Here is a 26,304-nt window from a genome sequence, read left to right on the forward strand (position 1 = left end):
GGCGCCCGCCGATGATCGACTTCCTGCTGTCACGGCAGAGTCGGTGAGGTCAGAAGTCCAGGTCGGGGAAGTCGTAGCCGTCCCACAGCGCGCGCTCGTCGTCGTGGGGCGCGTACCGGACGCTCGGTTCGAGGTCCCAGATCCGGGTGGCGCGGGAGTCGGGGGTGTAGCACGGCCAGCCCGGCCCGTCGCCGTGGGCGAAGTCCGTCCAGGCCGTCATCATCCGGTCGGACAGCCGGGTGAGCGCGGGCCGCTGCTCGGCCACGGTCTGCGCGCCGCGCGGGAACCGGTCGAGCTGCAGACCGCCGAAGACGAAGGGCAGTTCCAGGGTGTGCGCGGCCCCCAGGTTCTGGGCGGCCGGCAGCCCGGGGACGTACGGCACGTGCCAGTCGAACTGGTAGACGTAGGTGGGCCGCCAGCGGGACTGCGCCTCGGCGAGGCGCAGGGTGGGGATCCGCTCCGTCTGGTCGGTGAGCATCGCGTTGACCACCCGGCCCTCGGGCAGCCCCGGGCGGTTCGCCGCGTACCGGTCGTACATCCGCTGCTTGCGGTCGGCGAGCACGGCGGGGAAGGTCCGGTAGCCGCTCAGCGGCAGGTCCAGCACGGACGGGTTGAACAGCGCCCAGAAGTCGGTCTCGTTCTCGGTGGTGCCGGCCATCACCTCGACGTGGCGGGCACTGCCGGCGGCGACCCGCTCGACCACCGGGCCGGGGATCAGCGAGCCGTCGATCCAGGGGCCGAAGAAGACGGCCGCGGACGGCCCGGACAGGCCGCCCTGGGCGCGTTGCTGGAGTTCCAGGACCTCGCGGGTGGTCAGCCGGTCGAGGTCCGCCACCGCGTGGATGCCGCCGGTCGTGAACACGTGCTCGGCGGCGCGCCGCGCGGAGCCGGCGGTGTGCACCAGGTAGCCCGGGCCGCTCTGCACGACGGCCCGCCGGAACAGCCGCTCCGGGTGGTCGCCCGCCAGCATCGCGCTGATCGAGACGGCGCCCGCGGACTGCCCGAACACGGTGACGTCCGCGGGGTTCCCGCCGAAGGCCGCGACGTGCCGGTGCACCCACTCCAGGGCGGCCAGTTCGTCCCGCAGGCCGTTGTTGCCCGAGCCCGCGTAGGCCGGGTCGAGGCCGCCGAGTTCCGTCCAGCCCAGGATGCCGAGCCGGTAGTCCAGGTTCACCACCACCGCGTCGCCGCGCACCGCCATCCGGCCGCCGTCGAACACCGGCTCCTCGGCGGAGTCCAGTTGGAACGCGCCGCCGTGGAGGAACACCATGACGGGCTTGTGCCCGCCCCCGGTGCGCGGTGCCCACACGTTCAGGTGCAGGCAGTCCTCGACGCCCTCCCCGCCCGCGCCCAGGTCCTCCGGGCAGCCCGGCCTCTCCTCCACCGCCCGCAGCGTGCCGCCCCACGGCTCCTGCGGCCGCGGCGGCCGGAACCGGTTCGCCCCGGTGGGCGCCGCCGCGTACGGAACCCCGAGGAAGGCGCAGCGGCCCTCCTGCGCCACCCCCTCCACCCGGCCCAGCGAGGTCACGGCGCGACACCCGTGCCCCTGCCGGCCGTCGGCCGCCAGGGCCGCCAGGGCCTCCCGGGCCCCCGCCGATCCGGCCGGCGCCAACGCCAGCAGCGTGGCCGCGGCCGTCGCCGCCCACCTCTTCACCCTGTGCACGCGCACCTCCGACTCCGCACCCGCGCCCCCGGCCGGGGCCGCGACGTGACACGGCCCCAGCCTGGCGGGCGGCCTGACGCCGTGTCATAGGCGCGCGGGTGGAGCTGCCCGCTCCACCCCCGGGTGGAGCGGGTGGAGGCCGACCCGGGCATGTCCTCCGGACCCGAAGGGGTGAACGGCGCTAGCGTTCCGTCCGATTCCGATCACGTGCAGCGAACGAAAAGCGAACGAAAAGCGAACGAAAGGGGCCACCGTGTCCGACACCGCGAAGCGCCGGATCTTCTCCATGCTCGACACCGACGGCGACGGCGTCATCTCCCACTCCGAGTACCTGGCCCGGGTCGAGCGGGCCGCCGCGGCCGCCGGTCGCGACCGCCACGACCCGCTGGTCCTCGTCGCGCGGGACACCCACGAGGAGGTCTTCCGGCAGCTGTCCGCCGGCCGGGACCAGGGGGTCACCTTCGAGGCGTACAGCTCCTGGGCCGGCCACGACGCCTTCGAGGAGACCTGCCGGCCCGCGCTCGGCTCCCTGTTCGACCTCGCCGACGCGGACGGCGACGGCCGCCTGGACCGCAAGGAGTTCATCCGGCTGCGCACCGCCTCGGGCAATGCGGAGCAGGACGTCGACGCGGCCTTCGACGTCCTCGACGCGGACCGGGACGGCTTCGTCGACCGCGAGGCCTACCTGCTGGGCATCCGGGACTTCCTCACCACCGGCGCCTCCGCGCTGGCCGGCGCCTACGGCTCCGACTGATCGCCGGCGCCGACGCCGGGGAACGCCGAGCGGCTCCTCCCCAGGGCGGGGAGGAGCCGTGGCACGGGCAACGGCAGCGGGGCGGCTACTCGTGCCGCAGGGCGCCGGGGCCCATCAGGCGCAGCAGCTGCGGCAGCCCCAGGACGGTGGTGAGCAGCACCGCGGCGGCCGCGATCGCGGACATGGTCAGCATCGCGCCCCAGTCCACGGCCGCCGAGACGCCGGCCGAGTACTGCAGCAGCGCCCCCATCAGCAGGCCCGCGACGGCCGCCAGCGCCAGGCCCAGGGCCATCGGGATCAGCGTCTGCCACAGCACCGACAGCCCCAGGACGCGCCGGCGGGTGCCGACCGCGTTCAGCACGCCGAGGACGCGGCGCTGCTCCCGGAAGCGTTCCAGCTGGCCGACCAGCAGGCTGAGGGAGACCAGCAGCAGGGTGATCGCCGAACCGGCCGTCAGCAGCCGCTTGACCGCCAGGTAGGTGGGGTCGAGCGTCCGGTCGAGCGGGAACTCGGCGCGGGCCTGCGGGTCGATCGCCATCACGGCGGTGGTCAGCTGCTCCTCGGCGTCCGGCAGCCCGTCGGCGAGCGACACCAGGACGGTCGCGGGCTGCCCGCGCAGAGCGTCGGCGGGGACGGCGGCCGGGGTGAGGAGCAGCAGGCCGGCGCCGATCCGCCCGTTGGGGTCCGCGCCCTCGACGGCCGGGACGGTGGCGGTCGCGGCGGGCAGCGGGAAGGCGGCCGGTTCGCCCGAGCCGCGGAAGTAGGCGGCGTGGACGAGGGTGCCGGGCCGGACCGGTTCGCCGCCCGGCCGCTCCGGGCCCTGGACGGTGAAGGAGTCCCCGTCCCGGCAGTCCGGCAGGGTGGCGAGCTCGCGCAGCACCGCGCAGGGCGCGATCCGGACCTCGGGCAGCTCCCAGGACTTGGCGGTCGCGCTCTCCAGGGAGAACTCGGTGTACGCCGCGGCGGCCTTCACCCCGGGGCTGCGGGTCAGGCGCTCGGCGAGCTGCTGCGCCCGGGGCGCACCGCCGGGGAAGGCCACCGACTGCTGGTACGCCCCGGCGGTGACCTGCGGCCGCGACCAGGACTCGTAGCGTGCGCCGATGCCGAGGAAGAGGGTCTGCAGGGCGATCGCCCCGGCGACGGCCACCACGATGCCGCTGACCGCCGCGGCGGCCGGTCCGGAGCCCAACTGGAGTCGGCGGACGGCGAGTTGCCAGGACAGCGGGCCGCCGCCGGCCCGCCGGGTGACGGCCTCCACCAGCCAGGGCAGCAGGGTGCAGACACCGACCAGCATCAGCAGCACGCCGAAGGCCACGAGGATCGAGCCCCGGGTGTCGCCCACCGGGTCGAGGACGGCGGTGCGCGGGAGGGCGCCCGGCCTGCTCCCCGCGGGCAGGACCAGGGCGAACACCGTCACGGCCAGCCCGGCGAGCGGCAGCATCAGCCGCCAGCCGATCCGGCGCCGGGCGGGGCCGGAGCGGCGGACCACGCCGAGCGGGTCGACGGTGGCCCGGCGCATGGCCAGCAGGGTGACGCCGATGCCCAGCAGCGGCACGACCACGGCGATCGCGGCGGCGATCGCGGGCTGGGGCGCGACGTCCTCGGGGTAGAAGCTGAACCCGGCCAAGCGGATCCGGCCGATCAGCTGACGGGCGAGCAGGAACAGCGCCACGCCCGCGACCAGGCCGAGCAGCGCGCCCACCAGGGACTCCCCGGCGGCGAGCCGCGCGGTCATCCGGCGGTCCGCTCCGCCGAGCCGCAGGGCGGCGAGCCGGCGGTCGCGCCGTTCGCCGCCGAAGCGCGCGGCGGCGGCGAGGAAGACGCCGACCGGGGCCAGCATCACCGTCAGACCGACGGCGTTGAGCAGGATCAGCTTGGGATCCATGGGCTTGGGCGGCGAGAAGTGGCCGAACTCGGTGATCCGCAGGGCGCCGGTGTCGACCGAGAGGTGGTCGCCGCCGAGCACGTACGCGGCCTGGCCGGGCCCGAGCAGTCCGGCCGCTCCGATGCTGCCGACCACCGGGTGGGGGAGGCGCTCGCGCAGCAGCCGGTTGGCGGGGTCCGCGAGCAGCTCGGCCAGCGCGGGGGAGACGACCATCTCGCCGGGCCGGGGGTAGCCGGCCACGCCCGGCGGGAGCGCCGCGTGCGGCCCCTCGGGCTGGACGATCCGGCCGCGTACGGGCGTGCCGTGGAAGGTGGTGTCGGCGACGGCGATCAGGACCGTCCGGTCCCCGGGGGCCGGCAGCGCCTCGTCGTCGAAGGTGTCGTTCTGGGTGTACAGCCGCTGGTCGCGGTGGTGCACGATGCCGGGGAAGGAGGCGGTGAACAGCAGCATGGCCACGCCCAGCCCGACGCCCAGGGCGGTCAGCAGCAGCCGGCCCCAGCCGTCCCGCCCGCTGGTGACGGCCAGTCGGACGCCCAGGCCCAGCTGGTCCAGGAACGGCGAGCGGACCTTCGGCCCGTCGGCGGCGCTCACCGGGCGGGGGTCAGGTCGAGGGTGCGGCCGTCCCGGACGACGATCTCCCGGTCGGCGTAGGCGGCGACCCGCACGTCGTGGGTGACCAGCACGACGGCTGCGGCGGTCTCCCGGGCGGCGCGGGTCAGCAGCTTCATGACGCGTTCGCCGTTGAGGGAGTCGAGGGCGCCGGTCGGCTCGTCGGCGAACACCGCCTTGGGGCCGGTGATCAGCGCGCGGGCGGCGCCCACCCGCTGGCCCTGGCCGCCGGAGACCTCGCCGGGGCGCTTGGCGGCGAGGTCCGCGACCTCCAGCCGCTCCAGCCATTCGGCGGCCCGGGCCTCGGCGGCCCTGCGGCGCAGGCCGTTGAGGCGCAGTGGCAGCGCGACGTTCTCCAGGCAGGTGAGTTCCGGGACGAGTTGGCCGAACTGGAACAGGAAGCCGAACTCGGTGCGCCGCAGCGCGCTCAGCCGGGCGTCGGAGTGGGCGGTGAGGTCCTGCCCCTGGTAGCTGATGGTGCCTCGGTCGGGGCGGGTGATGCCGGCCAGGCAGTGCAGCAGGGTGGACTTCCCCGAGCCGGAGGGGCCCATCACGGCGACGAGTTCGCCGGCGGCGACGGTGAGGGAGGCGCCGTCGAGGGCCGGGGTGAGGCCGAAGGACTTGTGCAGGTCCCGGGCCTGGAGCAGGGGTTGGTCGGTGGTCAACGCGGCTTCTCCGTCAGGCGGGTGGTGAGGTCGTCGAGCCGGGCGGCGGTCAGCTCCAGCCAGCGCAGGTCGGCCTCCAGGTGGAACAGGGCGTGGTCGCAGATCAGTTCGTCGGTGAGGTCGCCGTCGAGCTTGCGGCGGGTCAGTTCGCGCATCGTCCGCAGGTGTTCGGCCCGCTGGACGTCCAGCACGTCGGTCGCCGAGCGGCCGGTCAGGATGGCGAGCACGACCTTCTGGTACAGCGTGCTCTGCAGGTACGGCTGGGGGTCCTCCGGTTGGGCGAGCCAGCCGGCGAGGTCGGTGACGCCCGCGTCGGTGATCGCGTACCGCTTGCGGTCCGGGCCGCCGCCGGCCTCGACGCCCTCCACAACGACCAGGCCGTTCTTCAACAGCCGGGAGAGGGTGGCGTAGACCTGCCCGTAGTGCAGGGCGCGGTCGCGCCCGAAGTGGTCGTCGTAGAGCCGTTTGATGTCGTACCCGTGGCGGGGCTGGTCTTCCAGCAGTCCGAGGAGCATCTGTCCGAGTGCCATAGTCATCGACTATACACACCAGCTATACATGGTGTGTATAGCGAGGCGTACGACCCCGCACGCGTGCATGCCCCGCCCGGGCGGGGCATGCACGCCGGGGGCGTCAGGCGCGGTCGAGCGCCTCGCCGATCCGGGCGGCCATGGCGGTCATGGCCGGGCTCGCGGGGGTGCGGATCCGCAGCGCGGCCTCCACCGCGACCCGGATGACGGAGCGGAAGTTCTCGGCCTCGCCCGGGTCGGCGTCCCCGAGCAGCGCGGCCGAGGCGGCGAGGGCGGGGAAGACCTGGTCGGCGATGTCGGCGGTCGACTTCCCGCCGAGCTTCAGGCCCTTGGGCTTCTCGGCCAGGACGCGTCCGGTCAGACCGGTGGCGGAGCTGAGGGCCTTCCCGGCGGCCATCCCGGCCCGGGCGGAGGAGAACGCCCCGGGGTCGGCGGCGGCCATCAGGGCGACGACGCCGTGCGCGGCGGTCTGGACGGTCAGCTTCTGGCTCTGGGTGAGGGCGGGCTCGCCGCCGCCCGGCCGGGTGCCCGGCAGCTCGGCGGTCAGCTGTGCGGTCGCCTCGCGCTGGACGGCGGCGCCGGCGGTGAGGAAGCCCGCGATGGTGGCGAGTTCGGTGTCGCTGTAGCGCGCGTACAGCTCCTCCAGGCCGCTCATGAAGTGCTCGAAGTGCGGTGCGAGGGCCTCGGCGGGGGCCTCCGGGGCCTCGATGAGCACGCTGCGCTTGTCGGCGGGGTTGGGGATCCGCCGGGCGAAGCCCTTGCGCTGGAGCCGGTCGACCAGCCCGGTGACCGAGGCCGGGGCGAGCCCGGAGTGCTCGCCGAGTTCGCGCGCGGTGAGCGGGCCGAACCGTTGGAGCAGGTCGATGGCCTTCTCCTCGGTGCTGCTCAGTCCGTGCAGCTGCGCGAGCGCGCTGTGGAACATGACCGCGGCGGTGCTCAGCTCCCGCCCGGCCGTGTTGAGCCGGGCGATGAGCTCGCCGCGCGAGGGCTGGTCGGTGGTCGTCATGCGCTCAGATTAGCAAGCTGCTTCGCTTCGCCGAACTACTTGTTTCGCAGAACCGAACTACTTGCTATGCTTCTTTCGTCCGAACGAAACATCTTGGGCGGTGCGGCCACGGCCGGGGCCCGCCCCCACCCCTCCGAAACCGAACGAAGAAGGCCATGTCCAAGCAGCGCACCCCCATGCCCGGAGGAGCCCAGGCACCCGCCGCCGCCTCCCCGGAGACCCCGCCCGTCCACCGCCGCCGCGGCCTCGCGATGCTCGTCCTGATCGTCGCGTCCTTCATGGACCTGCTCGACACCACCATCGTCAACGTCGGCCTGCCCGCCATCCAGCAGGACGTCCACGCCACCCCCGGCCACCTGGAATGGGTCGTCGGCGGCTACACCCTGGCGTTCGCGATCGTCCTGATCACCGGCGGACGGCTCGGCGACATCATCGGCCGCCGGACGGTGTTCCTCGCCGGGGTCGCCGGCTTCACCGCCGCCTCGCTCGCCGCCGCACTCGCACAGAGCGGCGACGCGCTGGTGGCGGCCCGGGTCGTCCAGGGCGCCTTCGCCGCCCTCATGGTCCCCCAGGTCCTCGCCTCCGTGCAGGCCCTCTACCGGCCCAGGGAGCGCGCCGCGATCCTCGGCATCATCGGCGCCGTCTCCGGGATGGCCGCCGTCGCCGGCCCCCTGCTCGGCGGCTGGCTCGTCTCCGCCGACGCCTTCGGCATCGGCTGGCGCAGCATCTTCGTCATCAATGTCCCCGTCGGCGTCGCCCTGCTCGTCGCCGCCCGGCTCCTGGTGCCCGACACCCGCTCGGCCCACCCGCTGCGCCTGGACGTCCCCGGCCTGCTGCTCGCCTCCACCGGCCTGTTCCTGCTGGTCTTCCCGCTGGTCGAGGGCCGGGAGTCGGGCTGGCCCGGCTGGATCCTGGCCATGCTGGCCGCCGCCCCGGTCGTGCTGGGCGGGTTCGTGGTGAACCAGCGGCGCCGGATGCGCCGGGACGGCTCGCCGCTGGCGCCGATGCACCTGTTCGGCCGGCGGGGCTTCGCCGCCGGCAGCCTCGTCCAGCTGTGCTTCTCCGGCGCCATGGCCGGGTTCTTCCTGATCCTCGCCCTCTACCTCCAGCTCGGCCTGCACTTCTCCGCCATGGCCTCCGGGCTGACGCTGCTGCCGTTCACCGCGGGCGCCTTCCTCGGCTCGGGCGTCTCGGTGCCGCTCGCCCGGAAGGCCGGCAAGCCGCTCGTCGTCCTGGGCGCCCTGATGCAGGCCGGCGGCGCCGCCTGGGTGCGCCAGGTCGTCGACTCCCACGGCGCGGGCCTGTCCGGCTGGGACCTGCTGTGGCCGCTCGCCCTGGCGGGCCTGGGCCTCGGCCTCCTCGTCGTGCCGCTGGTCGACCTCGCCCTGGCGACCGTCGACGTCCGCGAGGCCGGGGCCGCCTCCGGCGTCTACAGCACCTTCCAGCAGTTCGGCGCGGCCCTCGGCGTCGCCGTCACCGGCGTGGTCTTCTTCGGCCGCACCCACGACGGCTACGACCCCACCGTCCTGCGCACCGCCCTGCTGGCCGGCGCCCTGGTCTGCGTCGCCGGCTACCTCCTCGCCGCCCTCGCGGGCCTGTTCCTGCCCGCCAGCCGCCTGGCCCGCCACGAGCCCGCCGACGAGGAGGAGGCCGGCGACCTCCTGCCCGCCGCCCACTGACCGCTCGACCGCTCACAGCCCCTGCTCCACACCGAACCCGGAGAGAAGGAAACCCACCATGTCCGACACCACCGCCGTCCTGACCGCCGACGACCGGCTCACCCTCCAGACCGCCGCCCACGGCGTCGTCGTCCTGATGGCCGCCTCCGACCCGGGCGCGATCTCCTCCGCCAAGGCCGGCATGGCCGCCGGCAAGGCCCTCAGCTCCGCCACCGGCCTCACCGGGCGCGTCCTCGCCGAGAAGCCCAAGGGCCTCAAGCTCGACGGCAGCTCCACCGCCGACATCGCCGACCGGGTCTTCGACGCCATCCGCCGCTCCCTGGCGCTGCTGGACGCCAAGGCCCCCGAGGAGACCGGCAACTTCCGCGCCACCCTGACCGTCGCGATGCGGGCCGCCCAGCACGCCCGCCCCGGCGCCAACCCGGCCCAGGCCGCGATGGCCGACAAGATCGCCGGCATCCTCGACGGCGCCTGACCGCGCGTCGGCCGGGGCGGCTCCGCCCGACCCGGCCGACCCGCCGGACGGCCGCCGCGGTCACCCTTCGCCCCCGCCGTTCACCCCCAGGGGTGAATTCGGGGGCCGTTCGGGGGCCCGGACCAAGCCAGGTGGGCGAGCGTGCCGAACGTCAGGGCAGAGCGGTCCGGCATCCGGCCGACCGCCGGGCCGAGACGGGACATGATGGCCAGCGAGCACATCGACACCCGGCTGCTGGAAGAACTCACCGAGCAGTCACAGGACTTGAACAGCGACGCGTTGCGGATCACCCGCGGAGCGCTGACCGATCTCGCGGAGGGCACCGAGTCCCCGCGCCGGTGGTGGCAGCGCGGGGCGACCCTCGGCGCCCTGGCCGGCGGGGTCGGACTGCTGAGCACCGTGCGCGCCGCGGCGGCCTCGCCGTCGCCGTCGGCCTCCGCGTCCGCCTCCGTCTCCGCCGACGACATCAGGGCGCTGCAGACCGCCGCGTCCCTGGAGAACCTGGCGGTCAGCGTCTACCAGACCGCCGCCGGGCTTCCGTTCATCAAGGACGGCAACAAGACGGTCGCCGCGTTCATCGCCAAGACCACCGAGCAGCACCAGGCCCACGCCAAGGCCTTCAACGCCGCCGCGACCACCGCCGGCGGGCAGGCACAGGACGGCCCGGACCCGAAGTACAAGGCCGTCGTCGACCAGACGCTGCCCACCATCAAGACCCCGGCCGACGTGGTGAAGCTCGCCATCACGCTGGAGGACGTCGCCGCCCAGACGTACACCAAGAACGTCGGCCAGGTGAGCAACGCCGACCTGCGCAAGCTGTTCGCCTCGGTCGCCCCGGTCGAGGCCCAGCACCGTGCCGTCCTGCTGGCCGTGCAGGCGCTGCTCGCGGGCAACGCCGCCGATCTGATCACCATCCCGGTCGACCCGGCGAAGCTGCCCGCGGCCGCGGGCAGCGTGGGCTTCCCCGACGCCTTCTACAAGACCGACAACGCCTCCCCGATCACCGAAGGGGCCGTGAAGTGAGCACCGACCGCACCTGGGAGCCCGCCATCGGCGAGGCCGAACTCGCCCGCCTGACCCGGGACATGGACGAGGCCCACCGCGCCACCCTCCCGGTCATGCGGGAGAGCGCACGAGAGCTGGCCGAGCAGATCCGCGTCACCGGCCAGGCCGAGCTGGCCCGGCGCCGCTTCCTGCTCGGCGCGGGCGGAGTGGCCGCGGCCCTGACACTGGCCGCCTGCTCCAGCGGCAAGGACGTCAAGGACCCGGCGCCGTCCAGCCCGGCCGGCACGATGCCCGGCTCGGCGTCGGCGTCCGGGAGGTACACCGGGGACCTCCAGGTCGTCGCGCTGGCCACCGCCCTGGAGAACCAGGCCGTCGGCGCCTACCAGGCCACCCTGGACGCCGCCAAGGCCGGCAAGCTCGGCACCGTCCCCCCGGCGGTGGCGACCTTCGTCACCACCGCGATGGCCCAGCACGCCGACCACGCCAAGGCCTGGAACGCCGTCCTCACCGGCGCCGGCCTGCCCGCGATCACCGACGTGCCGCTGTCCAACCAGCCGGAGACCCTGGCCGCGCTCGGCAAGGCCGCCTCCGTCGGCGACGTCGCCAAGCTCGCCCTCGACCTGGAGGACCAGGCCGCCCAGACCTACCTCTTCGCGACCTACAACGTCACCAGCCCCGCCGGCATCGCCACCGCGGCCAGCATCGCGCCGGTCGAGGCCATGCACGCGGCCGTCCTGAACTACGTGCTCGGCCAGTACCCCGTCCCGGACGACTTCCTGCCCACCGACAAGGCCGCCAGTCCCACCCTGCTCACCGTCTGACCCGACGACCCCCGGGTCCGATGTCCCCCGGACCCGACGTCCCCGGATCCGACGACCCCAGACCGGGCGCGCGCCCGGCCCACCGGCACCCGACACCCCGCCGGCCGGGCCGGCGCGCGCCCTCCCTCCGGCCACCCGTCGCGGAGAGAGGCCTCCTTCGCCCGGACGGCGCACCCCGGAGTGCCGGTCACCGGGCCCTACGGGCCAATGGTGGTCAGCGGCGCCACCGCCGCACGGAGCGCTGGGAGCCCCCCGATGAACGAGCCGCCGGAGCCCCCGGCCGGGCCGGGGCGCGCCTCCCGGGCGGGGCGGCTGGTCCGGAGCACGGTGTCGGCGGTCCTGATCGCGCTGACCTGCGTGCTGGTGCCGGTGTCGCTGCTCACCGTCTGGGTGCACGACATCGCCCTGGACACCGGCCGGTACGTGGCGACGGTCGCCCCGCTCGCCACCGATCCGGCGATCCAGGACGCGGCGGTCGCCCGGATCACCCAGGCCGTGGACGTACGGGTGGACGGTCCGGCGGTCACCTCCGACCTGGCCGCCTGGCTGCAGGCCCACGGGCTGCCGCCCCGGGTCGCCTCGGCGGTCAAGGCGCTCGGCCCGAAGCTCGACGACGCGGTGAACCAGGTGGTCACCGAGGCCGCCACGCGGGTCGTGCACAGCGACTCCTTCGTCACGGTGTGGACCCAGGCCAACCGGGTCGCCCACACCGCCGTGGTCCAGGCCCTCACCGGTCACGGGCGGGGCGCGGTCGAGGTCACCGACGGCACGGTCACCCTCGATCTCGGCTCGGTCGTCGACCGGCTGAAGGACACGCTGGTCGCCGAGGGGCTGAGCCCGGCCGAGCGGATCCCGGACGTGGACAAGCGCATGGTGCTGTTCCAGTCCGACCGGCTGGCCCGGATCCGCGGCGCCGCACACGCCCTCGACGTGGTCGGCAACTGGCTGCCCGTGCTCACCGTGTCGCTCGGCGCCGTCGGCGTCCTGCTGGCCCGCCGCCGACGCCGGGCCCTGGTGTCCGCCGCCCTCGGAGCGGCCGGGGCCAGCCTGCTGGTGGCCCTCGCCCTGGTGGCCGCCCGCCACTACTACCTCGACCACCTGCCGCCCGCCGTGCAGTCCTCGGCCGCCGCCGCGGCCGTCTTCGACACCCTGCTGCACTTCCTGCGGATCAGCCTGCGCACCGCGACCGTGCTGGGCGTGGCGGTGGCGCTCGGCGCCTACCTGGGCGGCGCGGGACGGCTGCCGCGTGCCGCCCGCGGCCGGGCCGACCGCGCCGCGGACTCCGTCGCCCACTGGGGCGACGCCCACGGCGTGCGCGCGGGCCGGGCCGGCACCTGGACCGCCGCCCACCGCCGGTGGCTCGCCGGCACCGCCGTCCTGGTGCTGGCCCTGGTGTTCGCCCTGTGGGACGACCCGACCGCGCTGACCGTGCTGCTGCTGGTCGCGATCCTGCTCGCGGTGCTCGCCGTCCTGGCCCTGCTCGCCGCGTTCGGCCGGGCCGCCACCGGCGGGCCGGACGGTTCGGTCCTACGGTGAGAGAAGGGCCGCTGCCCGGCCCCTCCGTTCCTTCCCTTCCTCCCGTTCCTTCCTGCCCTCCCTTCCGTCCCGTCTCCCGTCCCCGTCCGCGAACCGGTACGAGGCGGCCGTCGTCGAAGGAGTCCATGCCATGACCAGCCCTGTCACCGAACCGGGCCGTACCGGCCGGCCCGCCGAGCACCGCCCCTTCGCGGCCGGGTGGACCGTCTTCGCCGCGGTCATGCTCATCGCCGCCGGCACGATGGCGGTCTTCCAGGGGATCGCCGCCATCACCAAGGACAGCCTGATCATCGTCACCCGTCACTACGTGTACTCGATGAACACCGAGGGCTGGGGCTGGATCCACGTCATCCTCGGACTCGCCGTCGCCGCCGCGGGCGTGGCCCTCTTCAGCGGCGCCCCCTGGGCCCGTGGCGTCGGCATCGTCGTCGCGGTCCTGGGGATGGTCGCCAACTTCCTGTGGCTGCCCTACTACCCGTTCTGGGCGCTCGTCCTGATCGCGATCGACGCCTTCGTCATCTGGGCGCTGTGCGTCGGACCGGCCGGCCGGAGCGCCGACGACGCCTGAGCCCGGCGCGGACGCTCACTCTTCGTCCTCCTCCGCCGCCGTCGCGACCGGGGACGTGCCCGGAGTCCCCAGCAGCCGGGCCAGCCGGCCCTGGCCGGCCAGCACGTAGCCGATGCTGATGCCGAGCGTGACGGCGGTGAACACCACGATCAGCCAGCTCAGCAGGGTGAAGACCAGACCGAGCGGGCCGAACTGCGCCACACTGCGGTTCAGCGAGCGGGGGATGTACAGCCGCGACCCCCAGGCGAGCGCCGTCAGCGCCGCGCTGGTCAGCACGGCCCCCGGCAGCAGCGGCAGCCAGGGCACCCGGCCGCCGAGCAGCAGGTGCTGGGTCCACCACCAGAGCAGGACGGCGCTGACCAGGTAGAGGAACACCCCGAGGCCGTCGCCCAGACCGAACCCGGTCCGCACCTGGCCCTGGACGATCAGGACGGCGAGCCACACCAGGAGCCAGGCGAGCCACCGCCAGGCCGCCAGGCGTCCGGCCAGGTGGGGGAGGTGCCAGCTCCGTTCGCACAGCCGTTGCAGCACCCGGCTGCAACTGGTGGCCGCGAGCAGGGTCACCACGATGCCGAGGCCGCCGTAGGTCTCGGTGGTGGCGCTCCCGCTGTCCGTCCGGAGCACCTGGGTGACCTCGTCGTAGGCGGCGCCCCGAAGCCCCAGGACGGTGCGCAGGGAGTCGGACACGCTGCTGCGCACCTCGTCGGGCATGAAGGCGGCCAGCACGAAGACCACCGGGATGGCCGTGAGGAACGCCTGGGCCGCGAGACGGGTGGCGGTGTCCAGCACGTGGATGTGGAGCAGCTGCGCCGCGAGTCGGCTGGGGAACGGGGCGTCGCGCAGCGTGGCCGTCCGCCCCCGCAGCCAGGCGGAACCGGTGCGGAACCAGCGATCGCGGCCCGGCCGACCGCGCCGTTCCGCCACCTCGCCCTCCCGTCCCGCTGCCAGCGTCTCGGATTCCGTCCAAGACTGGGCGACGGGGCGCTCACGGGCATCCCGGGCACGCCGCCGTTCGGCGCAACGGCCGGGGGAGGGCGACCGCGCGGGCGCTCAGCCGCCCTCGCGCTTGATCCACTCGCCGCCGCCCAACGGGTAGTCGTAGCCCGGGCGGTTGACGTCGGCGCTGGTGCGGAAGGGCGTGCCGCCGTTGTCGATGCGGACGGTGCCGTGGCGGTCGCCGCTGGACCAGTCCAGTGTGAGGTCCCAGCGGACGTCGTGCGCCTTGGTGTGGGCGGTGACGTAGAAGACCTCGGGGTCGGACTTGCTGACCTTGTACGGGAAGTCGCGCTGCCCGCCCTTGACGGTGATCACGGGACTGCCCCGGTCGAGGTCGATGTCGAAGGACTTGGCGTCGACGCCGCCGCCGCAGCCGACGCCCATCGAGTAGTCGTTCCAGGCCAGCGGCGCGCCCTTGGCGGTGACCCGCACGTGCAGCCCGAGCAGGACGACCGTGTCCGTGCCGGTGCCCTGGACGGTGAGGGCGACCTCCTGCTCGCCGGAGGACACCGCGCCGTAGGCGGCGGCCCAGCGCGGGGCGTCGCGCTCCGGGGCGGGCGGGCCGACCTGGGCGGGCCCGCTGTTCACCAGGAAGTGCTGGCTGCACGGGTCGGCGTAGACGTACGGGCGGGTGCCGACGGTGAGCGGCGCGGGGCCGCTGTCGGTCGAGGTCGGGGTCGGGGTCGGGGCCGCGGTCGGGGTCGGGGGCGTGGCTGAGCTCGGGGCCGGGGTCGTTTCGGCGGCGGCCGTGGGGGTGGTGGGCAGCGGTTCCGGGGCGACGGGCGTGGTGACGCTGTCCGTCGTCGTCGTCGCCGTCGTCGCCGTCGCAGCGGCGGCCTGCTGGTCGCCCTTCGCCTGGCCACCGCCGCCGCCCCAGCCCGTGGGTCGCGCGACCACCAGGACGGCCGCCACCAGGGCGACGGCCGTGGCGGACACGATCAGCGCCGTGCGGCGCCGACGCGGTGGCGCGGGCTCCGCGGACACCACCTCGACCACCGGCTCCGCCTCCGCCGCGGGCAGGTCCGCCGTGCGGGTCTCCGGCGCCCGCTGCTCGGCCCGGCGCCCCCGGGCCGCGTCGGCCAGGATCCAACTCCGGTGCAGCTCCACGAGTTCCTCGGGAGTCGCCCGGCACAACCGTCCGAAGCGCTCCGCGGACGCGAACTCGTGCGGCAGCGCCGTCCCGTTGCAGTAGCGGTGCAGCGTGGAGGTGCTGGTGTGCAGCCGCTTGGCCAGCGTCCCGTAGCTCAGCCCCGAGCGCGTCTTGAGCTCGCTCAGCAGCCGCGCGAACTCCTCCGTCCCCGCAGCCCCAGTCCCGTCCGGCACCCGACGTCTCCCGTTCCCCGCGTCCCGCCCCCGCCGGCCCGGTGCCCTCGCGCGTCACCGCTGTTCAGGGCCCGTTCCGGCGTCCCACCTTACCCATCCCGCTGAGGGACGCGGCCGCCGGCACGGACGGTTGCGCCGGTGCCGGTCGCTCGCGCCCGGTCCGGTCACGGCTGCTCAGTTGCCGTCGGGCCGACGGCTGGTGGACCGCTCCAGGTACCGGGCCGTGATCAGGTGGGAGAAGCCCATGATGGTCTCCTGCGGGCTGACACCGGTGGCGCCCGGCAGGACGCTCGCGTCGCACAGCCGCAGGTTGGTGAAGCCGTGCGGGCGTCCCTGGGCGTCGCACACGCCGCCCGGGGCGGGTGGGCCCATCGGGCAGGACGCCATGGCGTGGACGGAGATCAGGTCCCAGGTCTCGGGCCGGGCGTGCAGCGCGAAGTCGGCCACCTGCGCGGCGGTGGCCAGGCCTGCGGTGGCCGGGCTGGTGGTGGTCGGGCCGGCGGGTGCGGGCGGCAGCAGTTCGACCGCGCCGGCCTCCAGCAGGAGCTCGGCGGTGCGCCGGAAGGCGGAGCGGAGGAGGTCCCGGTCGCTCGCGGTCAGGCGGTGCCGCAGGAGCGCGCCGAGGCCGGGGACCGCCAGCAGCCGTGCGGTGCCCCGGACGCTCACCTGGGTGGTGTAGACGGCGACCCGGTCCAGCTGGGCCAGCATCCGGTCGACGGTCCCGGCGGGATGGGCGGCCAGCGCAGCGGCGAGCGACCCCGGGGTGAGGTTCGCGGGCATCACCCGCACACCCCGGTCGGCGAACTCCTGCAGCTGCGCGGTGAAGATGGTGCCCTCGGTGGCGCGGACGGATTCGCCGAACCGCGCCACGGTACGGAAGTTGACGTGGAACGCGATCGCCCGGCCCGGGCCGCGCCCGCCGATGGCGCTGCGCCGCAGCAGCAGCGCGCTGCCGATCGGGCCGGCGGCCAGGAACACCGTCTGCGGGAGGTAGCGCAGTCGCCGGCCGTCGCGCAGGGCGTGCACGGCCGTGACCCGGGTGCCGTCGTGTTCGAGCCGGACGACCCGGGTGTCCGGTTCGATGACCGCCGCGAGCCGTTCGGCGGCGGGCAGGTAGCTCACCAGCATGCTCTGCTTGGCGCCGGTGGGGCAGCCGGTGACGCACCGGTTGGCGTGCCGGCAGCCGCGCACCGCCCGGCGGGCCGGTGCCCAGCGCCAGCCGAGTCGGTCGGCCGCCTGGCCGAGCAGCACCGAGTCGCGGTTCCCCGGCCCGGGCTGCTGGTCGACGACACCGAGGCGCCGTTCCACCTCGGCCAGGTGGGGGGCGAGGTGGTGGGCCCGGAAGCCGTCGACGCCGGCGGACGCCCAGCACTCCAGCAGGTGTTCGGGAGGTCGCCAGAGCAGCCCGCCGTTGACCACGGTGGTTCCTCCGACGCAACGCCCCTCACCGAAGGGGATGGTGGGCGCGCCGTGGATGGGCACCAGACCGCCCTGGCGGTAGAGCAGGCGCAGGTTCTCCGCCGGGGACGCCCGGGTGATCCGCGTCTGCGGGACGAGCGGGCCCTCCTCCAGGACGTGGACCTCCCGGCCCGCGCCGGCGAGTTCCAGGGCCGCGGTGCTGCCGCCGGCTCCCGAGCCGATCACCAGGGCGTCGCAGCGGACGGTGCGGACGGTCCCGGTCATCGGAGCTCCTGCGGCGGAGCAGCGGAGAGTCCGTCCGGAGGCCCGTCCAGGGCGCCGTGCAGGGCCAACGCCAGGCTCACCCTGAGCAGTTCGGCGCAACCGGGCACCGTGGACAGTCGGTCGGCGACCCGTTGCGGACGGGCCCGGTCCGCGGTGCCCCGGAGCGGGCCCCGCGGGTCCGCGAGGACGACGGCGACCGGGAACACCCGCATCAGCAGGGCGAACACCAGGCGGTACGGCGTCGGGAGGGCGGCCAGGGTGGCGGCCGTGTGCCGGACCGCGGCGGCCTGGCGGGACGGTTCGGACAGGGCCGTGCAGCGGCCCGCCCAGAGCGGCGGGAGCCCGGCGGAGCGTACGCGCCGTTCCCAGACCCGCAGGCGACGGTGCTCCCGCGCGGTACCGGGCCCTGCGGCGGGCGGTACGGGACGCGTCGACGGGGAGCTCATGCGGTGACCTTCTCCCTGGCCAGACCTGCCAGGAGGCGGGGCATTCCCTTGGCCAGCACCGCGTCCAGGGCCGCCAGGAAGAGGTCGACGTCGGAGTCCTCGGCCACCAGGGGAGGCGCGGCGATCAGCGGGAGGTCGTGGTTGGAGCCGTAGTAGGTGAGCACACCGTGGTCGCGGTAGAGGGCGGCGACCACGGCGGCGGTCGCCAGCTTGGCCCCGGCCTGCGGGTCGCGCGCGAAGGAGGACGGCAGCAGGCGCAGCGCGTGGTCGAGGGCGGCCGGACCGTGGCGCAGGACGACGCCCTGGAGGGCCCCGGTGCCGCGCACCTCCGCGATCAGGTGCGGGTGCCCGGCGGCGAGGGCGGTGAGGCCGCGGCGCAGCCGCTCGCCGAGGCGGCGGGCCCTGGCGGGGTAGTCGTCGTCGACCGCGATCGCCACGGCCTCCAGCGCGGTGACCGTCTCCTCGCCGAAGCCGTAGTAGGTGGTGCTGTGCAGGGTGGCGTCGGGGAGCGAGTCGTAGGCCCTGCGGAAGACGGGCTCCCTGGCCACGTAGCCGGAGATGGACGCCTTGCCGCCGCCGAAGGACTTGGAAGTGGTCACCACGTCCGGGACCAGGCCGGGGTGGCGCATGAAGTGGAAGAGCGAACCGGTCCTGCCCCAGGCGGTGTAGACCTCGTCGAAGACCAGGACGATGTCGTGCTCGGTGCACAGTCGGCGCGCCTCGCGCAGGAACTCCTCCGAGCACTCGCGGAGACTGGAGGCGCTGAACGGTTCCAGGACCAGCGCGTAGACGTCGCTCCCGCCCTCGGGCGTGGTGTGCCGGTCCAGGGCCAGTTCGAGGGAGCGGAGGTCGTCGAAGGCGAAGCCGTCCGTGCCGGGGATCCGCGGGAAGGTGAAGTGCACCTCCGGCGAGGCGGTCAGGCTTCCGGCACCGAGCAGCTTGCCGTGGAAGGCGATGTCGCTGTGCAGGACGGTGCCGCGATGGCCGCGGTGGTACTTGTACGCCATCTTGAGGGCGCCCTCGACGGCCTCCGCGCCCGAGTTGGGGAAGTAGCTGACGTCGAGGTCCGCGGGCAGCAGCTGGGCCAGGTTGTGCCCGAGCGCGGCGACGTACGGGGAGAAGTAGTTCTTGTGCACCTCCATCCGCCGCCGTTCCTGGAAGCGCCGGCGGGCGGCCAGGATGCGGGGGTGGTTGTGGCCGTGGTTCAGGACGCCGATCCCGCCGGTGAAGTCCAGGACCCGCCGCCCGTCGCGCAGGGTGATCCAGCAGCCGGAGGCGCTGTCCACGACGTCGCGGCCGAAGCCGAAGGCGGAGAGCAGCGTCACCTGGCCCCGGCTGACATGGCGCCGGTAGAGCTCGTGCACCCGGGCGATGGGCATCCGCTCGCAATCCTCGGTGCTGATCAGGGAGTTCATGGCGTCCCCTCCTCGGGGCCGGACCGCGGACCGGCGCCGTGCCCGGCGACGGGAGGTCGTGGGTCGGGGGCGGTGCGGCGGGCGGTGCGCACCCGGTCGGCGATCAGGCGCCCGGCGTGCCTTCCCTGCCGTAGGGCGTAGTTGGTGCCCCGGTCCTGGGGGTAGACCTGGGCCATGCTGGCCAGGTAGAGCCCCGGCACGTCCGTCTCCATCGCCGGGATGCGGTCGGAGTAGTGCGGGGTGATGACCGGCTGGGCGTGGTCGGCCCGCCAGACGTGGTGGCGCCGGACCCAGTCGCGGTGGAACCGCGGGAACATCCGGCGCAGGTGCGGGAGGCTGGCGTGGAACACCGCTTCGTCGTCCATCCGGTACAGCGCGGCGCTGGTCGGGAGGTAGGCGGACAGGTAGACCAGGTGGCTCCCGGCGTAGGCGTCGGAGGCCTCCAGGTTGGTGTGCTCGATGACGCCGACGTAGGGGAACGAGGGGTCGGTGACGTTGAGCCAGTAGGTGTCCGACAGGGACCGGTCGGTCTGCAGCACCAGGCACAGATTGGCGAGGTAGGGGATGTCGGACAGTCGCCGGCGCACGGCGGGCACGTCCGGGTGGGGCGGTGGTCCGGCGGCGGCGGGGGCGAGGAAGCCGGCGAGCAGGTCCGGTGCCGTGGTGGCCAGGACCCGCCGTGCGGGCAGCACGCCGCTCCCGGTGCGGACCCCGCACACCCCGCGGGCGTCGGTCAGCACCTGCCGCACCGGGGTGTCCGTGCAGATCCGGACCCCCAGTTCGGACAGGCGCGCGACCCACGCGTCCAGCAGGGCGGCGCAGCCACCCCGCAGGTAGTAGAGGACCTCGCGGCCGCTGTGCGACCGGCTGCCACCGCGCAGGTGGAGCTTGGTCCACATCCAGGTGGCGCCGACCTCGGTCGCGTACTCGCCGAACTTGCCCTCCAGCAGCGGGCGCCAGACCGTCTCGTAGACCTGCGGCCCGCTCAGCTCCACCAGCCACTCGCGGGCCGTGAGGTCCTCCAACTCCCGCCAGTGCTTCACCCGGTGGGCCCGCACCGCGGACCGGCCCAGCCGGACCCGGTCGGCCAGCGGGAGGGGGGCGAAGCGCAGCACGTCCCACGGGCTCGACAGGCGGTACACCGAGTTCGCGTAGTAGACGCCGGTCCGGGTCCGGTGCGGCTGGAGCAGGTCGGAGCAGCCGAGTTCCGCGCACAGCCCCTGGACCTCCAGGTCGGAGGAGAACCAGTGGTGGTAGAAGCGTTCGAGCCGGGCTCCCCCGACCTCGAACGAGCCCGCCAGGCCGCCGACGTACGGCTCACGCTCCAGCACCCGGCAGGGCACCCCGGCCAGGGCGAGCTCGTGGGCGGCGGCCAGGCCGGTGAACCCGCCGCCGATCACCAGGACCTCGTCGCCGGGCCCCGGGGTCGCGCTGTTCTCGAGCATCGCTGCTCCCTTCGAATCCTCCGGGGCCGTTCCGTCCGAAGGCGGGCCGTTCCGTCCGAAGGCGATGGGTGTGGGAGGTGCGGGAGGGGTGGAAGGTCGGGCGGCGCGGGCCGGGCCTCGTCGGCATCGGAGGCGTCCGCCGGCCCCCGAAGGGGGCGCCGCCGCAGGGGGGAGGGCAGGGGAACCGCCACAGGCGGTCCGGGCTCCCAGAGGACCGTAGCACCGTACCCGGCGTCCGGCCTGTGGAGGGGCCGCTGACCTGCCGCGATTCATGGCTCTCCGGCTATCGGTCCAGCCGCGGGCGACCGTCGGGGCGGGCGCTCGCCCGACGCCGTTCCGGTTGCCCCGCTCCTCGCGCAGCCGACATCATCGAGGCGGGAACCGGTCGCGTCGGCGACCGTCGTGCCCGATCAGGAAGGCGACGAGCGATGGACGCCATGCCACAGCGGCCCCTGCGGTACGCCGTCGGACTGCCCAACCGGCGCGAGTACGCGGATCCCCGCCTGCTCCGCGAACTGGGAGTGCTGGCGGAACGGTCCGGCTGGGACGGCTTCTTCCTCTGGGACGGCCAGGTCGCGGAGCACCCGGACGAGCACCTCACCGACTCGTGGACCACGCTCGCCGCGATCGCCGCCGACACGGAGCGCCTGCGGCTCGGCGTCATGGTGAGCGTGCTCGCCCTCAAGCGCCCCGCCGAAGTCGCCCGCGCCACCGTCGCGTTGGACCTGCTCAGCGGCGGGCGGCTGATCTTCGGCGCCGGCCTCGGGTCCTCCGAGGCCGAGTTCCAAGCACTGGGCCAGGATCCGGACCCACGGGTGCGCGCGGAGAAGCTGGACGAAGCCCTCCACGTCCTCGACGGGCTGTGGACGGGCCGGCCGTTCACCTTCCACGGCCGCTGGTTCACCGTCACGGACCTCACCTTCCAGCCGGTGAGCCCGCAACGCCCGCGCATCCCGGTGTGGATCGCCGGCACCTGGCCCTCGCGACGCCCCATGCGGCGGGCCGCACAGTGGGACGGCGTCTTCCCCACGCGGGCGGGGGTGGGCCACACCGAGATGATGCCTCCTGCCGACCTGGAAACCGTGGTCTCCTACGTCCGCGCCCAACGGGCCGTCCGGAACGGGCAGTTCGACGCCCCCTCCGACGCCCCCTCCGACGCCTCCTCCGATGCCTCCTTCGACGTCGTCATGGAGGGTCGGACGTCCGGGTTGCGGCGGGACGCCGACGCGATGGTCGTCGCCCCGTACCGGGCGGCCGGCCTCACCTGGTGGGTGGAGAAACTGGGCTGGTTCCGGGGCCCGGTCGAACTCGTCCGTGCCCGGATCCGATCCGGACCCCCCGTTCCCGTCGACCCGGGAGCCGATCCCGTCGGGACCGGGTGCCGGACGGAGCCGGTCGTCGGACGGCCGTGAAAATCGCCTGACAACTGGGCCCGGTTCCCCGATCGTCGCCCGCGACGGGGAGCAGGTCGTCTGGTCGGGCTGGCGCAACTCGGCTACCCGTGGCCGCCGGTCGACCCGGATTTCGGCTGACCGACCGGACCGGGGGCGCGGTCGTCGGCGCGGGCCCCGCCGACGGGCCGCTCACGGCAGCCAGTGCACCGGGGAAGCCCGGCGGACGTGGACCAGGACGTCGAACGCCTCGGCCAGGGAGTCCACGGCGAGGTGCTCGACGGCGTCGCGCTCCGGGGTGTAGAGGCCGCTGACCACCCGGGCCTTGGCCGGGCCGTCCCACTCGCGGCGGACCTCCTCCCGGCGCAGGTCCAGCCAGCGGGCGGGCAGGCCGGGCTCGCCGAGCCTCGCGTCGACCAGGTCCGCGGCCGGTGCGGGGGCGACGGCGGCCCCGAGGTCGCCGTGGTGGAAGCCGATCGCCACCGAGACGTACCGCGCGCCGTAGCGCCCGCGGAGCAGACTGCCGGCAGTGGCCTGCGGGCCCCGCTCGGGTGCGACGCCGAGCACCGCCTCGGTCGCCGCGGTGTGGGCGATGCCGTCCCAGTAGACGGTGCGCAGGCCGGTGCGGTGCTGGAAGGCGGCGATGGCCCCCGCCCACAGTTCGGCCTCGCCCGCGTAGGTGCCGCGCCCGGCGACGCTGCGCTCGTGGAAGTCCACGATCAGCCGCATCCTGGCGAGTGCGTCACCTTCACCTTCGCCGTCACCGGATCCGGCTCCGGTGCCGGGCAGGGACTCGACCAACGCCCGTGCGGCGCGGGCGTGTTCGGCGAAGGGCCGACCGGGGTGGACGCCCCGAGCCCGCTGCACGTGCTCGTCGATCCGATGGGCCGTACGGATCGGCTCCAGGTGGGCCGCCAGTTCCGCGAGCCGCTCCGGCGCCATCGTGCGCACCTGCGCGAGGACGGCGTCGTAGTCGGCGTCCCCGGCCTGGACCGGCTTCACCCCGAGGATCCGGACCGGGTCGTCCGGGTGGTCACGGTTGAAGGCCCGGATCCACTCCAGCGCGCCGGCCATCTCCTCGGTGCGCCCCGGCCGCCAGGCCCCGGCCAGGGCGTCCGCCGTCGAGCCCTCGCCGCCGCGTACGTACGCGTCGAGGGCTTCACCGACTCCCGCGCCGTCCTGGACGGCCAGGGCGCGGAAGCCGCGGTCCCGGACGAGTCGGCGGAAGAGCTGGTCCCGTACCCCGAAGGTCTCCCGGGAGAAGCGGGTGGACTCGCCGAGGCCGACCACCACCGCCCCAGTGGCCAGTCGCCCGGCGATCCGGTCGAGTTCGACGTCGGGCAGGGGGAGGGCGGCGTCGGTGTGCGGGCGGGGAGCTGCGGTGGTGTTCGGCATGGCGATCAGTCTCGATCCTCAAGCTGACTTGAGGTCAAGAGCGGGGTGCGACGGGGTCAGGCCGTGCCGCCGGGGGCCGGGGTGAAGGTGGTGTCGAGCCAGTCGAAGGCGACCTGCTGGAAGCGCGCCATGGCGCCCATGTGGCAGTGCTCGCCCGCGCCTTCGGACTCGGGGAGGGTGATCAGGGTGTGCGGGCAGGTCAGGGCGGCCGCGACCCGCTGGGGCTCGCCGCGGAAGAACTGGTCGTCCTCGGCATCCAGGACGAGGGTGGGGCAGGCGATGAGCGGGGCTACGCCGTCGAGGGTGTAGGCGGCGGTCCGGCGGATGTAGTCCGAGGCGGAGCTCGCGCCGAAGGCCCACACGCCGTTGCGCAGCGCCCAGCGCAGCTGGGTGACCGCTTGCATCATCAGGCCGAGCACCGGGTCGGCGAGGTCGTCGCGCCCGCTCTCGACCCAGTCCAGGAGGAACGGCGGCATGACCCGGGTGTGGGCGTTGTGGTAGTCGTACAGGCCGTCGTCCAGGACGAGGGCGGCCAGCCGGTGTTCGAAAGCGGCGGCGCGGGCGGTGAGGTAGCCGCCGAGGCTGTAGCCGAACAGGGCGATCCGGTCGGGGGCGATCTCCGGGCGGGTGAGGGCGTAGTCGACCACCGGGGTGACCACGGCCTCCCAGTCGGGGCGGAAGGTGAGCCCCTGCTCGCGCAGTACGGCGCCCTGGCCGGGGCCGTCGTAGGCCAGCACGTTGTAGCCGCGGCGCAGTGCGGCCGCGCCGATGACGAAGTAGGCCTCCTCCAGGGTGGAGTCGAAGCCGCTGGTGAAGACGACGGTCGGGCGGGGGAGGCCGGAGTTGTCGACCAGGAAGAGGTACCCGGGGAGGGTGGTGTCCTGGTAGGGGATGCGCACGGCCTCGACGGGGTGGTCCAGCAGTCCGGCGGCGGTGGCGAAGGTCTCGCGGGAGAGCGCGGAGAGGGCCTTGACCTCGGGGTCGTGGGCGGGGTCGTCGCGACGGTAGAACTCGGCGGTGCGGTAGTAGTTCGAGGCGCGCAGCAGGGCCTCGCGGGCGCTGACCCGGTGGCCGGCGGCGAGGGCGGCGGTGCCGATGGCGTGGACGCGCTGCGCGGTCCGCTTCCACTCGCGCAGCCAGGCCTCCTCGTCGCCCGCGGCGACGTTGCGGAGGGTGGTCAGGACCTCGCCCAGGTCGGCGCCGCCGTCGTTGGCGAAGCCGGCCGCGCGCAGGGCCTCGAAGGAGAAGGACTCGTCGTCGTACAGGAACTGCATGGTGCACCCCAGACCGTTTGTCGAGACGGAACGGTTTCGTCTCGCCTTCGAGGTCGACGATAGACCTCGCCCAGTCGAGACGCAACCGTTCCGCCTCGTGTAGGTTCGGGGCATGCCCAGCACCCCCGCGCCCCCGCCCCCGCCCTCGACCCCCGCCCCCGGCCGCGCCCCTGCCCCTGGCCGCGCCCCCGCACGCAGGCTGCCCGGCGGGCCCGTCCTCCAGGACTCGGTGACCGAGGCCATCGCCGAAGCGTTCTTCGAGGAGCTCGCCGCGGTCGGCTACGCCCGGCTCTCCCTGGAGGCCGTGGCCAAGCGCGCCGGCGCGGGCAAGGCGGCCATCTACCGCCGCTGGGCCTCCAAGCTGGAGATGACCGTCGACCTGGTCTCCGCCGTCGCCGTCGCCGAGTCCGGACCTGCCGACACCGGAACCCTGCGCGGCGACGTCCTGGCCTTCGTCACCGAGGTCGCCGACGCGCTCAACCAGCGGCTCCCCGCGCGGATCATCCCCGACCTGCTCGCCGAGGCCGGCCGCACCCCCGAACTGGCCCAGGCCCTGCTCACCAACGTCCGCGACGCGCGTCGCGGCAGGGCCACCCAGCTCCTGGAACGGGCGGTCGACCGCGGCGAGCTCCCCGCCGACGTGGACCGCGAGATCGCCCTCGACCTCCTGGTCGGCCCGCTCTACTGGCGCCTCGCCGTGGTCCACACCCCGACCGCCCCCGACCACCTCGACCGCCTCACCGACAAGCTGCTCGCGGCCTTCCGCGCCTGACGGGGTGCGGCGCGGCGAGGGCCGCCCGCGCGACGGCGGACGGGTGACGGGCGGGGCGGTACGGGCCCGACCTCCCGTCAGGCGGCCCGGCGTGGTGCCACTATCTGGGGCGTATCGGCGCATCCGGCGCGATTCGACCGGTTCCCCCAAGGAGGAGCTCCGCAATGAGCCGTCGCACCCACCGCCCCGCCATGCTCGTGGCCCTGGCGTTCGTCCTCGCCCCGCTCGCCGGCTGCAGCGGCGCCGGCGTCAGCGGCGCGGGCCCGGTGGCCGTCGCGCCCCCGCCGCCGGAGAAGGCCTTCGGTCAGGCGTGCGCCGCGCTGCCCGGCCAGGGTGCCGGCAGCCTGGAGGCGATGGGCGGCACGCCCGTCCTGACCGCGATCGACCAGACCAAGGACCTCTCCCAGCTGTCCACGCTGGTGAAGACCGCCAAGGCCAAGGACATCTTCGACTCGATGGAGAACGTCACGGTCTTCGCCCCGAACGACGCCGCCTTCGCCAAGCTGACGGAGGACCAGAAGAAGGCCCTCGGCACCCAGCAGGGCGCCGGCGACCTGGTCCGCAAGCTCATCGTCGTCCGCGACCTGCGCAAGGACGACCTCCAGGACAAGCAGTACAACTCGCTGCAGGGCGCCGTCATCAAGGCCAGTGGCAGCGGCGAGGACTACCGCATCGGCGGGGCCCAGGTGCTCTGCGGCAGCATCAAGACGGCCAACGCCCGGCTGGCGATCCTGGACACGGTGCCGGCCTTCGGCTGACACCCCTCTCCCGTGGCGGGCCGGTCCCCTGGACCGGCCCGCCTTGCGTTTCCGCTCTCCCGTCCGGCTCCTGTTCGCCCGTTGTCCCGCCGTTGTCCCGCCGTCGTCCGCCCGTCGTCCGCCCCTCCTCCGGCCGCTGCGCCGAACGATGTCCGGCGCTGGGCCGAAAGCGGGCATTCCGGCACGAAAATACGATGACACGATGTCAGG

Annotated in this window: 23 protein-coding genes; 10 read left to right on the forward strand and 13 right to left on the reverse strand. The window is 74.6% G+C overall.

Features of this window, described 5'->3' with window-relative positions; translation table 11 throughout:
* Nucleotides 1-49: 49 nt before the first annotated feature.
* The gene (locus ACFY2K_RS14565) at nucleotides 50-1,669 is read right to left on the reverse strand and encodes a carboxylesterase/lipase family protein (RefSeq protein ID WP_387711570.1); all 1,620 of its coding nucleotides are present in this window, start codon (nucleotides 1,667-1,669) and stop codon (nucleotides 50-52) included.
* Nucleotides 1,670-1,916: 247 nt separating this feature from the next.
* Here ACFY2K_RS14565 and ACFY2K_RS14570 point away from each other — a divergent pair, with 247 nt between their 5' ends.
* Entirely contained in the window at nucleotides 1,917-2,417 is a 501-nt protein-coding gene (locus tag ACFY2K_RS14570; RefSeq protein ID WP_380523003.1) for an EF-hand domain-containing protein, read from the forward strand.
* A gap of 85 nt (nucleotides 2,418-2,502) precedes the next feature.
* Here the strand turns inward: ACFY2K_RS14570 and ACFY2K_RS14575 are convergent, their stop codons facing one another.
* From ACFY2K_RS14575 to ACFY2K_RS14590, 4 genes are all read right to left on the reverse strand, one after another.
* Nucleotides 2,503-4,893, reverse strand: a complete 2,391-nt coding sequence (locus ACFY2K_RS14575; protein ID WP_387711572.1) for an FtsX-like permease family protein — start codon at nucleotides 4,891-4,893, stop codon at nucleotides 2,503-2,505.
* Nucleotides 4,890-5,576 carry an ABC transporter ATP-binding protein gene (locus ACFY2K_RS14580; RefSeq protein ID WP_380523005.1) on the reverse strand — a complete coding sequence of 229 codons (687 nt, stop codon included), beginning with the start codon at nucleotides 5,574-5,576 and terminating at the stop codon, nucleotides 4,890-4,892. Before ACFY2K_RS14580 ends, ACFY2K_RS14575 begins: the two co-directional genes overlap by 4 nt.
* A complete protein-coding gene (locus ACFY2K_RS14585; RefSeq protein ID WP_380400278.1) occupies nucleotides 5,573-6,106 on the reverse strand; it encodes a PadR family transcriptional regulator in 534 nt (177 codons plus the stop codon). The genes ACFY2K_RS14580 and ACFY2K_RS14585 overlap by 4 nt, the downstream gene beginning before the upstream one ends.
* A 103-nt stretch (nucleotides 6,107-6,209) precedes the next feature.
* Nucleotides 6,210-7,112, reverse strand: coding sequence for a MarR family winged helix-turn-helix transcriptional regulator (locus ACFY2K_RS14590; protein ID WP_380525663.1), 903 nt, complete (start codon nucleotides 7,110-7,112; stop codon nucleotides 6,210-6,212).
* Between the two features lie 155 nt (nucleotides 7,113-7,267).
* Here ACFY2K_RS14590 and ACFY2K_RS14595 point away from each other — a divergent pair, with 155 nt between their 5' ends.
* The 6 genes from ACFY2K_RS14595 to ACFY2K_RS14620 all read left to right on the forward strand — a co-directional run bounded on the left by ACFY2K_RS14595 (nucleotide 7,268) and on the right by ACFY2K_RS14620 (nucleotide 13,196).
* Nucleotides 7,268-8,791 (forward strand): MFS transporter, encoded by a 1,524-nt coding sequence (locus tag ACFY2K_RS14595; protein WP_387711575.1) that lies wholly within the window; start codon nucleotides 7,268-7,270, stop codon nucleotides 8,789-8,791.
* Nucleotides 8,792-8,849: 58 nt separating this feature from the next.
* Nucleotides 8,850-9,266, forward strand: a complete 417-nt coding sequence (locus tag ACFY2K_RS14600; protein ID WP_387711577.1) for a hypothetical protein — start codon at nucleotides 8,850-8,852, stop codon at nucleotides 9,264-9,266.
* A gap of 141 nt (nucleotides 9,267-9,407) precedes the next feature.
* Nucleotides 9,408-10,289, forward strand: a complete 882-nt coding sequence (locus ACFY2K_RS14605) for a ferritin-like domain-containing protein (protein WP_387711579.1) — start codon at nucleotides 9,408-9,410, stop codon at nucleotides 10,287-10,289.
* On the forward strand, nucleotides 10,286-11,092 hold the full coding sequence (locus tag ACFY2K_RS14610) for a ferritin-like domain-containing protein (protein WP_387711581.1): 807 nt from the start codon (nucleotides 10,286-10,288) through the stop codon (nucleotides 11,090-11,092). Before ACFY2K_RS14605 ends, ACFY2K_RS14610 begins: the two co-directional genes overlap by 4 nt.
* 255 nt (nucleotides 11,093-11,347) lie before the next feature.
* Complete coding sequence (locus ACFY2K_RS14615) at nucleotides 11,348-12,628, forward strand: hypothetical protein (protein WP_387711583.1); 1,281 nt, start codon at nucleotides 11,348-11,350, stop codon at nucleotides 12,626-12,628.
* A gap of 130 nt (nucleotides 12,629-12,758) precedes the next feature.
* Nucleotides 12,759-13,196 carry a hypothetical protein gene (locus ACFY2K_RS14620; RefSeq protein ID WP_380525669.1) on the forward strand — a complete coding sequence of 146 codons (438 nt, stop codon included), beginning with the start codon at nucleotides 12,759-12,761 and terminating at the stop codon, nucleotides 13,194-13,196.
* Between the two features lie 15 nt (nucleotides 13,197-13,211).
* On the opposite strand, the gene ACFY2K_RS14625 is transcribed toward ACFY2K_RS14620, so the two are convergent.
* The 6 genes from ACFY2K_RS14625 to ACFY2K_RS14650 all read right to left on the reverse strand — a co-directional run bounded on the left by ACFY2K_RS14625 (nucleotide 13,212) and on the right by ACFY2K_RS14650 (nucleotide 20,504).
* The gene (locus ACFY2K_RS14625) at nucleotides 13,212-14,120 is read right to left on the reverse strand and encodes a YhjD/YihY/BrkB family envelope integrity protein (RefSeq protein ID WP_387711585.1); all 909 of its coding nucleotides are present in this window, start codon (nucleotides 14,118-14,120) and stop codon (nucleotides 13,212-13,214) included.
* 126 nt (nucleotides 14,121-14,246) lie between these two features.
* The gene (locus tag ACFY2K_RS14630) at nucleotides 14,247-15,515 is read right to left on the reverse strand and encodes a helix-turn-helix domain-containing protein (protein ID WP_387711587.1); all 1,269 of its coding nucleotides are present in this window, start codon (nucleotides 15,513-15,515) and stop codon (nucleotides 14,247-14,249) included.
* Nucleotides 15,516-15,689: 174 nt separating this feature from the next.
* On the reverse strand, nucleotides 15,690-17,198 hold the full coding sequence (locus ACFY2K_RS14635) for a GMC family oxidoreductase N-terminal domain-containing protein (protein ID WP_387711589.1): 1,509 nt from the start codon (nucleotides 17,196-17,198) through the stop codon (nucleotides 15,690-15,692).
* Nucleotides 17,195-17,644: a hypothetical protein gene (locus ACFY2K_RS14640; protein WP_387711591.1), complete on the reverse strand. Its 450-nt coding sequence runs from the start codon at nucleotides 17,642-17,644 to the stop codon at nucleotides 17,195-17,197. The genes ACFY2K_RS14635 and ACFY2K_RS14640 overlap by 4 nt, the downstream gene beginning before the upstream one ends.
* On the reverse strand, nucleotides 17,641-19,059 hold the full coding sequence (locus ACFY2K_RS14645) for an aspartate aminotransferase family protein (protein WP_380525675.1): 1,419 nt from the start codon (nucleotides 19,057-19,059) through the stop codon (nucleotides 17,641-17,643). The genes ACFY2K_RS14640 and ACFY2K_RS14645 overlap by 4 nt, the downstream gene beginning before the upstream one ends.
* Complete coding sequence (locus tag ACFY2K_RS14650; RefSeq protein ID WP_387711593.1) at nucleotides 19,056-20,504, reverse strand: NAD(P)/FAD-dependent oxidoreductase; 1,449 nt, start codon at nucleotides 20,502-20,504, stop codon at nucleotides 19,056-19,058. The genes ACFY2K_RS14645 and ACFY2K_RS14650 overlap by 4 nt, the downstream gene beginning before the upstream one ends.
* 428 nt (nucleotides 20,505-20,932) lie before the next feature.
* Between ACFY2K_RS14650 and ACFY2K_RS14655 the strand changes: the two genes are divergently transcribed.
* A complete protein-coding gene (locus tag ACFY2K_RS14655; RefSeq protein WP_387711595.1) occupies nucleotides 20,933-21,916 on the forward strand; it encodes an LLM class flavin-dependent oxidoreductase in 984 nt (327 codons plus the stop codon).
* Between the two features lie 171 nt (nucleotides 21,917-22,087).
* On the opposite strand, the gene ACFY2K_RS14660 is transcribed toward ACFY2K_RS14655, so the two are convergent.
* Nucleotides 22,088-23,290: an erythromycin esterase family protein gene (locus ACFY2K_RS14660; protein ID WP_380525678.1), complete on the reverse strand. Its 1,203-nt coding sequence runs from the start codon at nucleotides 23,288-23,290 to the stop codon at nucleotides 22,088-22,090.
* 56 nt (nucleotides 23,291-23,346) lie between these two features.
* Entirely contained in the window at nucleotides 23,347-24,564 is a 1,218-nt protein-coding gene (locus ACFY2K_RS14665; RefSeq protein WP_387711597.1) for an alpha/beta hydrolase family protein, read from the reverse strand.
* Nucleotides 24,565-24,676: 112 nt separating this feature from the next.
* On the opposite strand from ACFY2K_RS14665, the gene ACFY2K_RS14670 reads away from it, so the two are divergent.
* A complete protein-coding gene (locus ACFY2K_RS14670) occupies nucleotides 24,677-25,336 on the forward strand; it encodes a TetR-like C-terminal domain-containing protein (RefSeq protein ID WP_380525680.1) in 660 nt (219 codons plus the stop codon).
* A 164-nt stretch (nucleotides 25,337-25,500) separates the two neighbouring features.
* Nucleotides 25,501-26,094, forward strand: a complete 594-nt coding sequence (locus tag ACFY2K_RS14675) for a fasciclin domain-containing protein (RefSeq protein WP_380525681.1) — start codon at nucleotides 25,501-25,503, stop codon at nucleotides 26,092-26,094.
* Nucleotides 26,095-26,304: the final 210 nt, after the last annotated feature.

The organism is Kitasatospora sp. NPDC001309 (genome assembly GCF_042896295.1).
GTDB lineage: Bacteria > Actinomycetota > Actinomycetes > Streptomycetales > Streptomycetaceae > Kitasatospora.

Coding starts and splice junctions, on each gene's coding strand:
- ACFY2K_RS14585 (WP_380400278.1), bottom strand. CDS start 6,106: ATGGCACTCGGACAGATGCTCCTCGGACTGCTGGAAGACCAGCCCCGC.
- ACFY2K_RS14590 (WP_380525663.1), bottom strand. CDS start 7,112: ATGACGACCACCGACCAGCCCTCGCGCGGCGAGCTCATCGCCCGGCTC.
- ACFY2K_RS14595 (WP_387711575.1), top strand. CDS start 7,268: ATGTCCAAGCAGCGCACCCCCATGCCCGGAGGAGCCCAGGCACCCGCC.
- ACFY2K_RS14600 (WP_387711577.1), top strand. CDS start 8,850: ATGTCCGACACCACCGCCGTCCTGACCGCCGACGACCGGCTCACCCTC.
- ACFY2K_RS14615 (WP_387711583.1), top strand. CDS start 11,348: ATGAACGAGCCGCCGGAGCCCCCGGCCGGGCCGGGGCGCGCCTCCCGG.
- ACFY2K_RS14620 (WP_380525669.1), top strand. CDS start 12,759: ATGACCAGCCCTGTCACCGAACCGGGCCGTACCGGCCGGCCCGCCGAG.
- ACFY2K_RS14635 (WP_387711589.1), bottom strand. CDS start 17,198: ATGACCGGGACCGTCCGCACCGTCCGCTGCGACGCCCTGGTGATCGGC.
- ACFY2K_RS14640 (WP_387711591.1), bottom strand. CDS start 17,644: ATGAGCTCCCCGTCGACGCGTCCCGTACCGCCCGCCGCAGGGCCCGGT.
- ACFY2K_RS14645 (WP_380525675.1), bottom strand. CDS start 19,059: ATGAACTCCCTGATCAGCACCGAGGATTGCGAGCGGATGCCCATCGCC.
- ACFY2K_RS14650 (WP_387711593.1), bottom strand. CDS start 20,504: ATGCTCGAGAACAGCGCGACCCCGGGGCCCGGCGACGAGGTCCTGGTG.
- ACFY2K_RS14655 (WP_387711595.1), top strand. CDS start 20,933: ATGGACGCCATGCCACAGCGGCCCCTGCGGTACGCCGTCGGACTGCCC.
- ACFY2K_RS14660 (WP_380525678.1), bottom strand. CDS start 23,290: ATGCCGAACACCACCGCAGCTCCCCGCCCGCACACCGACGCCGCCCTC.
- ACFY2K_RS14665 (WP_387711597.1), bottom strand. CDS start 24,564: ATGCAGTTCCTGTACGACGACGAGTCCTTCTCCTTCGAGGCCCTGCGC.
- ACFY2K_RS14670 (WP_380525680.1), top strand. CDS start 24,677: ATGCCCAGCACCCCCGCGCCCCCGCCCCCGCCCTCGACCCCCGCCCCC.
- ACFY2K_RS14675 (WP_380525681.1), top strand. CDS start 25,501: ATGAGCCGTCGCACCCACCGCCCCGCCATGCTCGTGGCCCTGGCGTTC.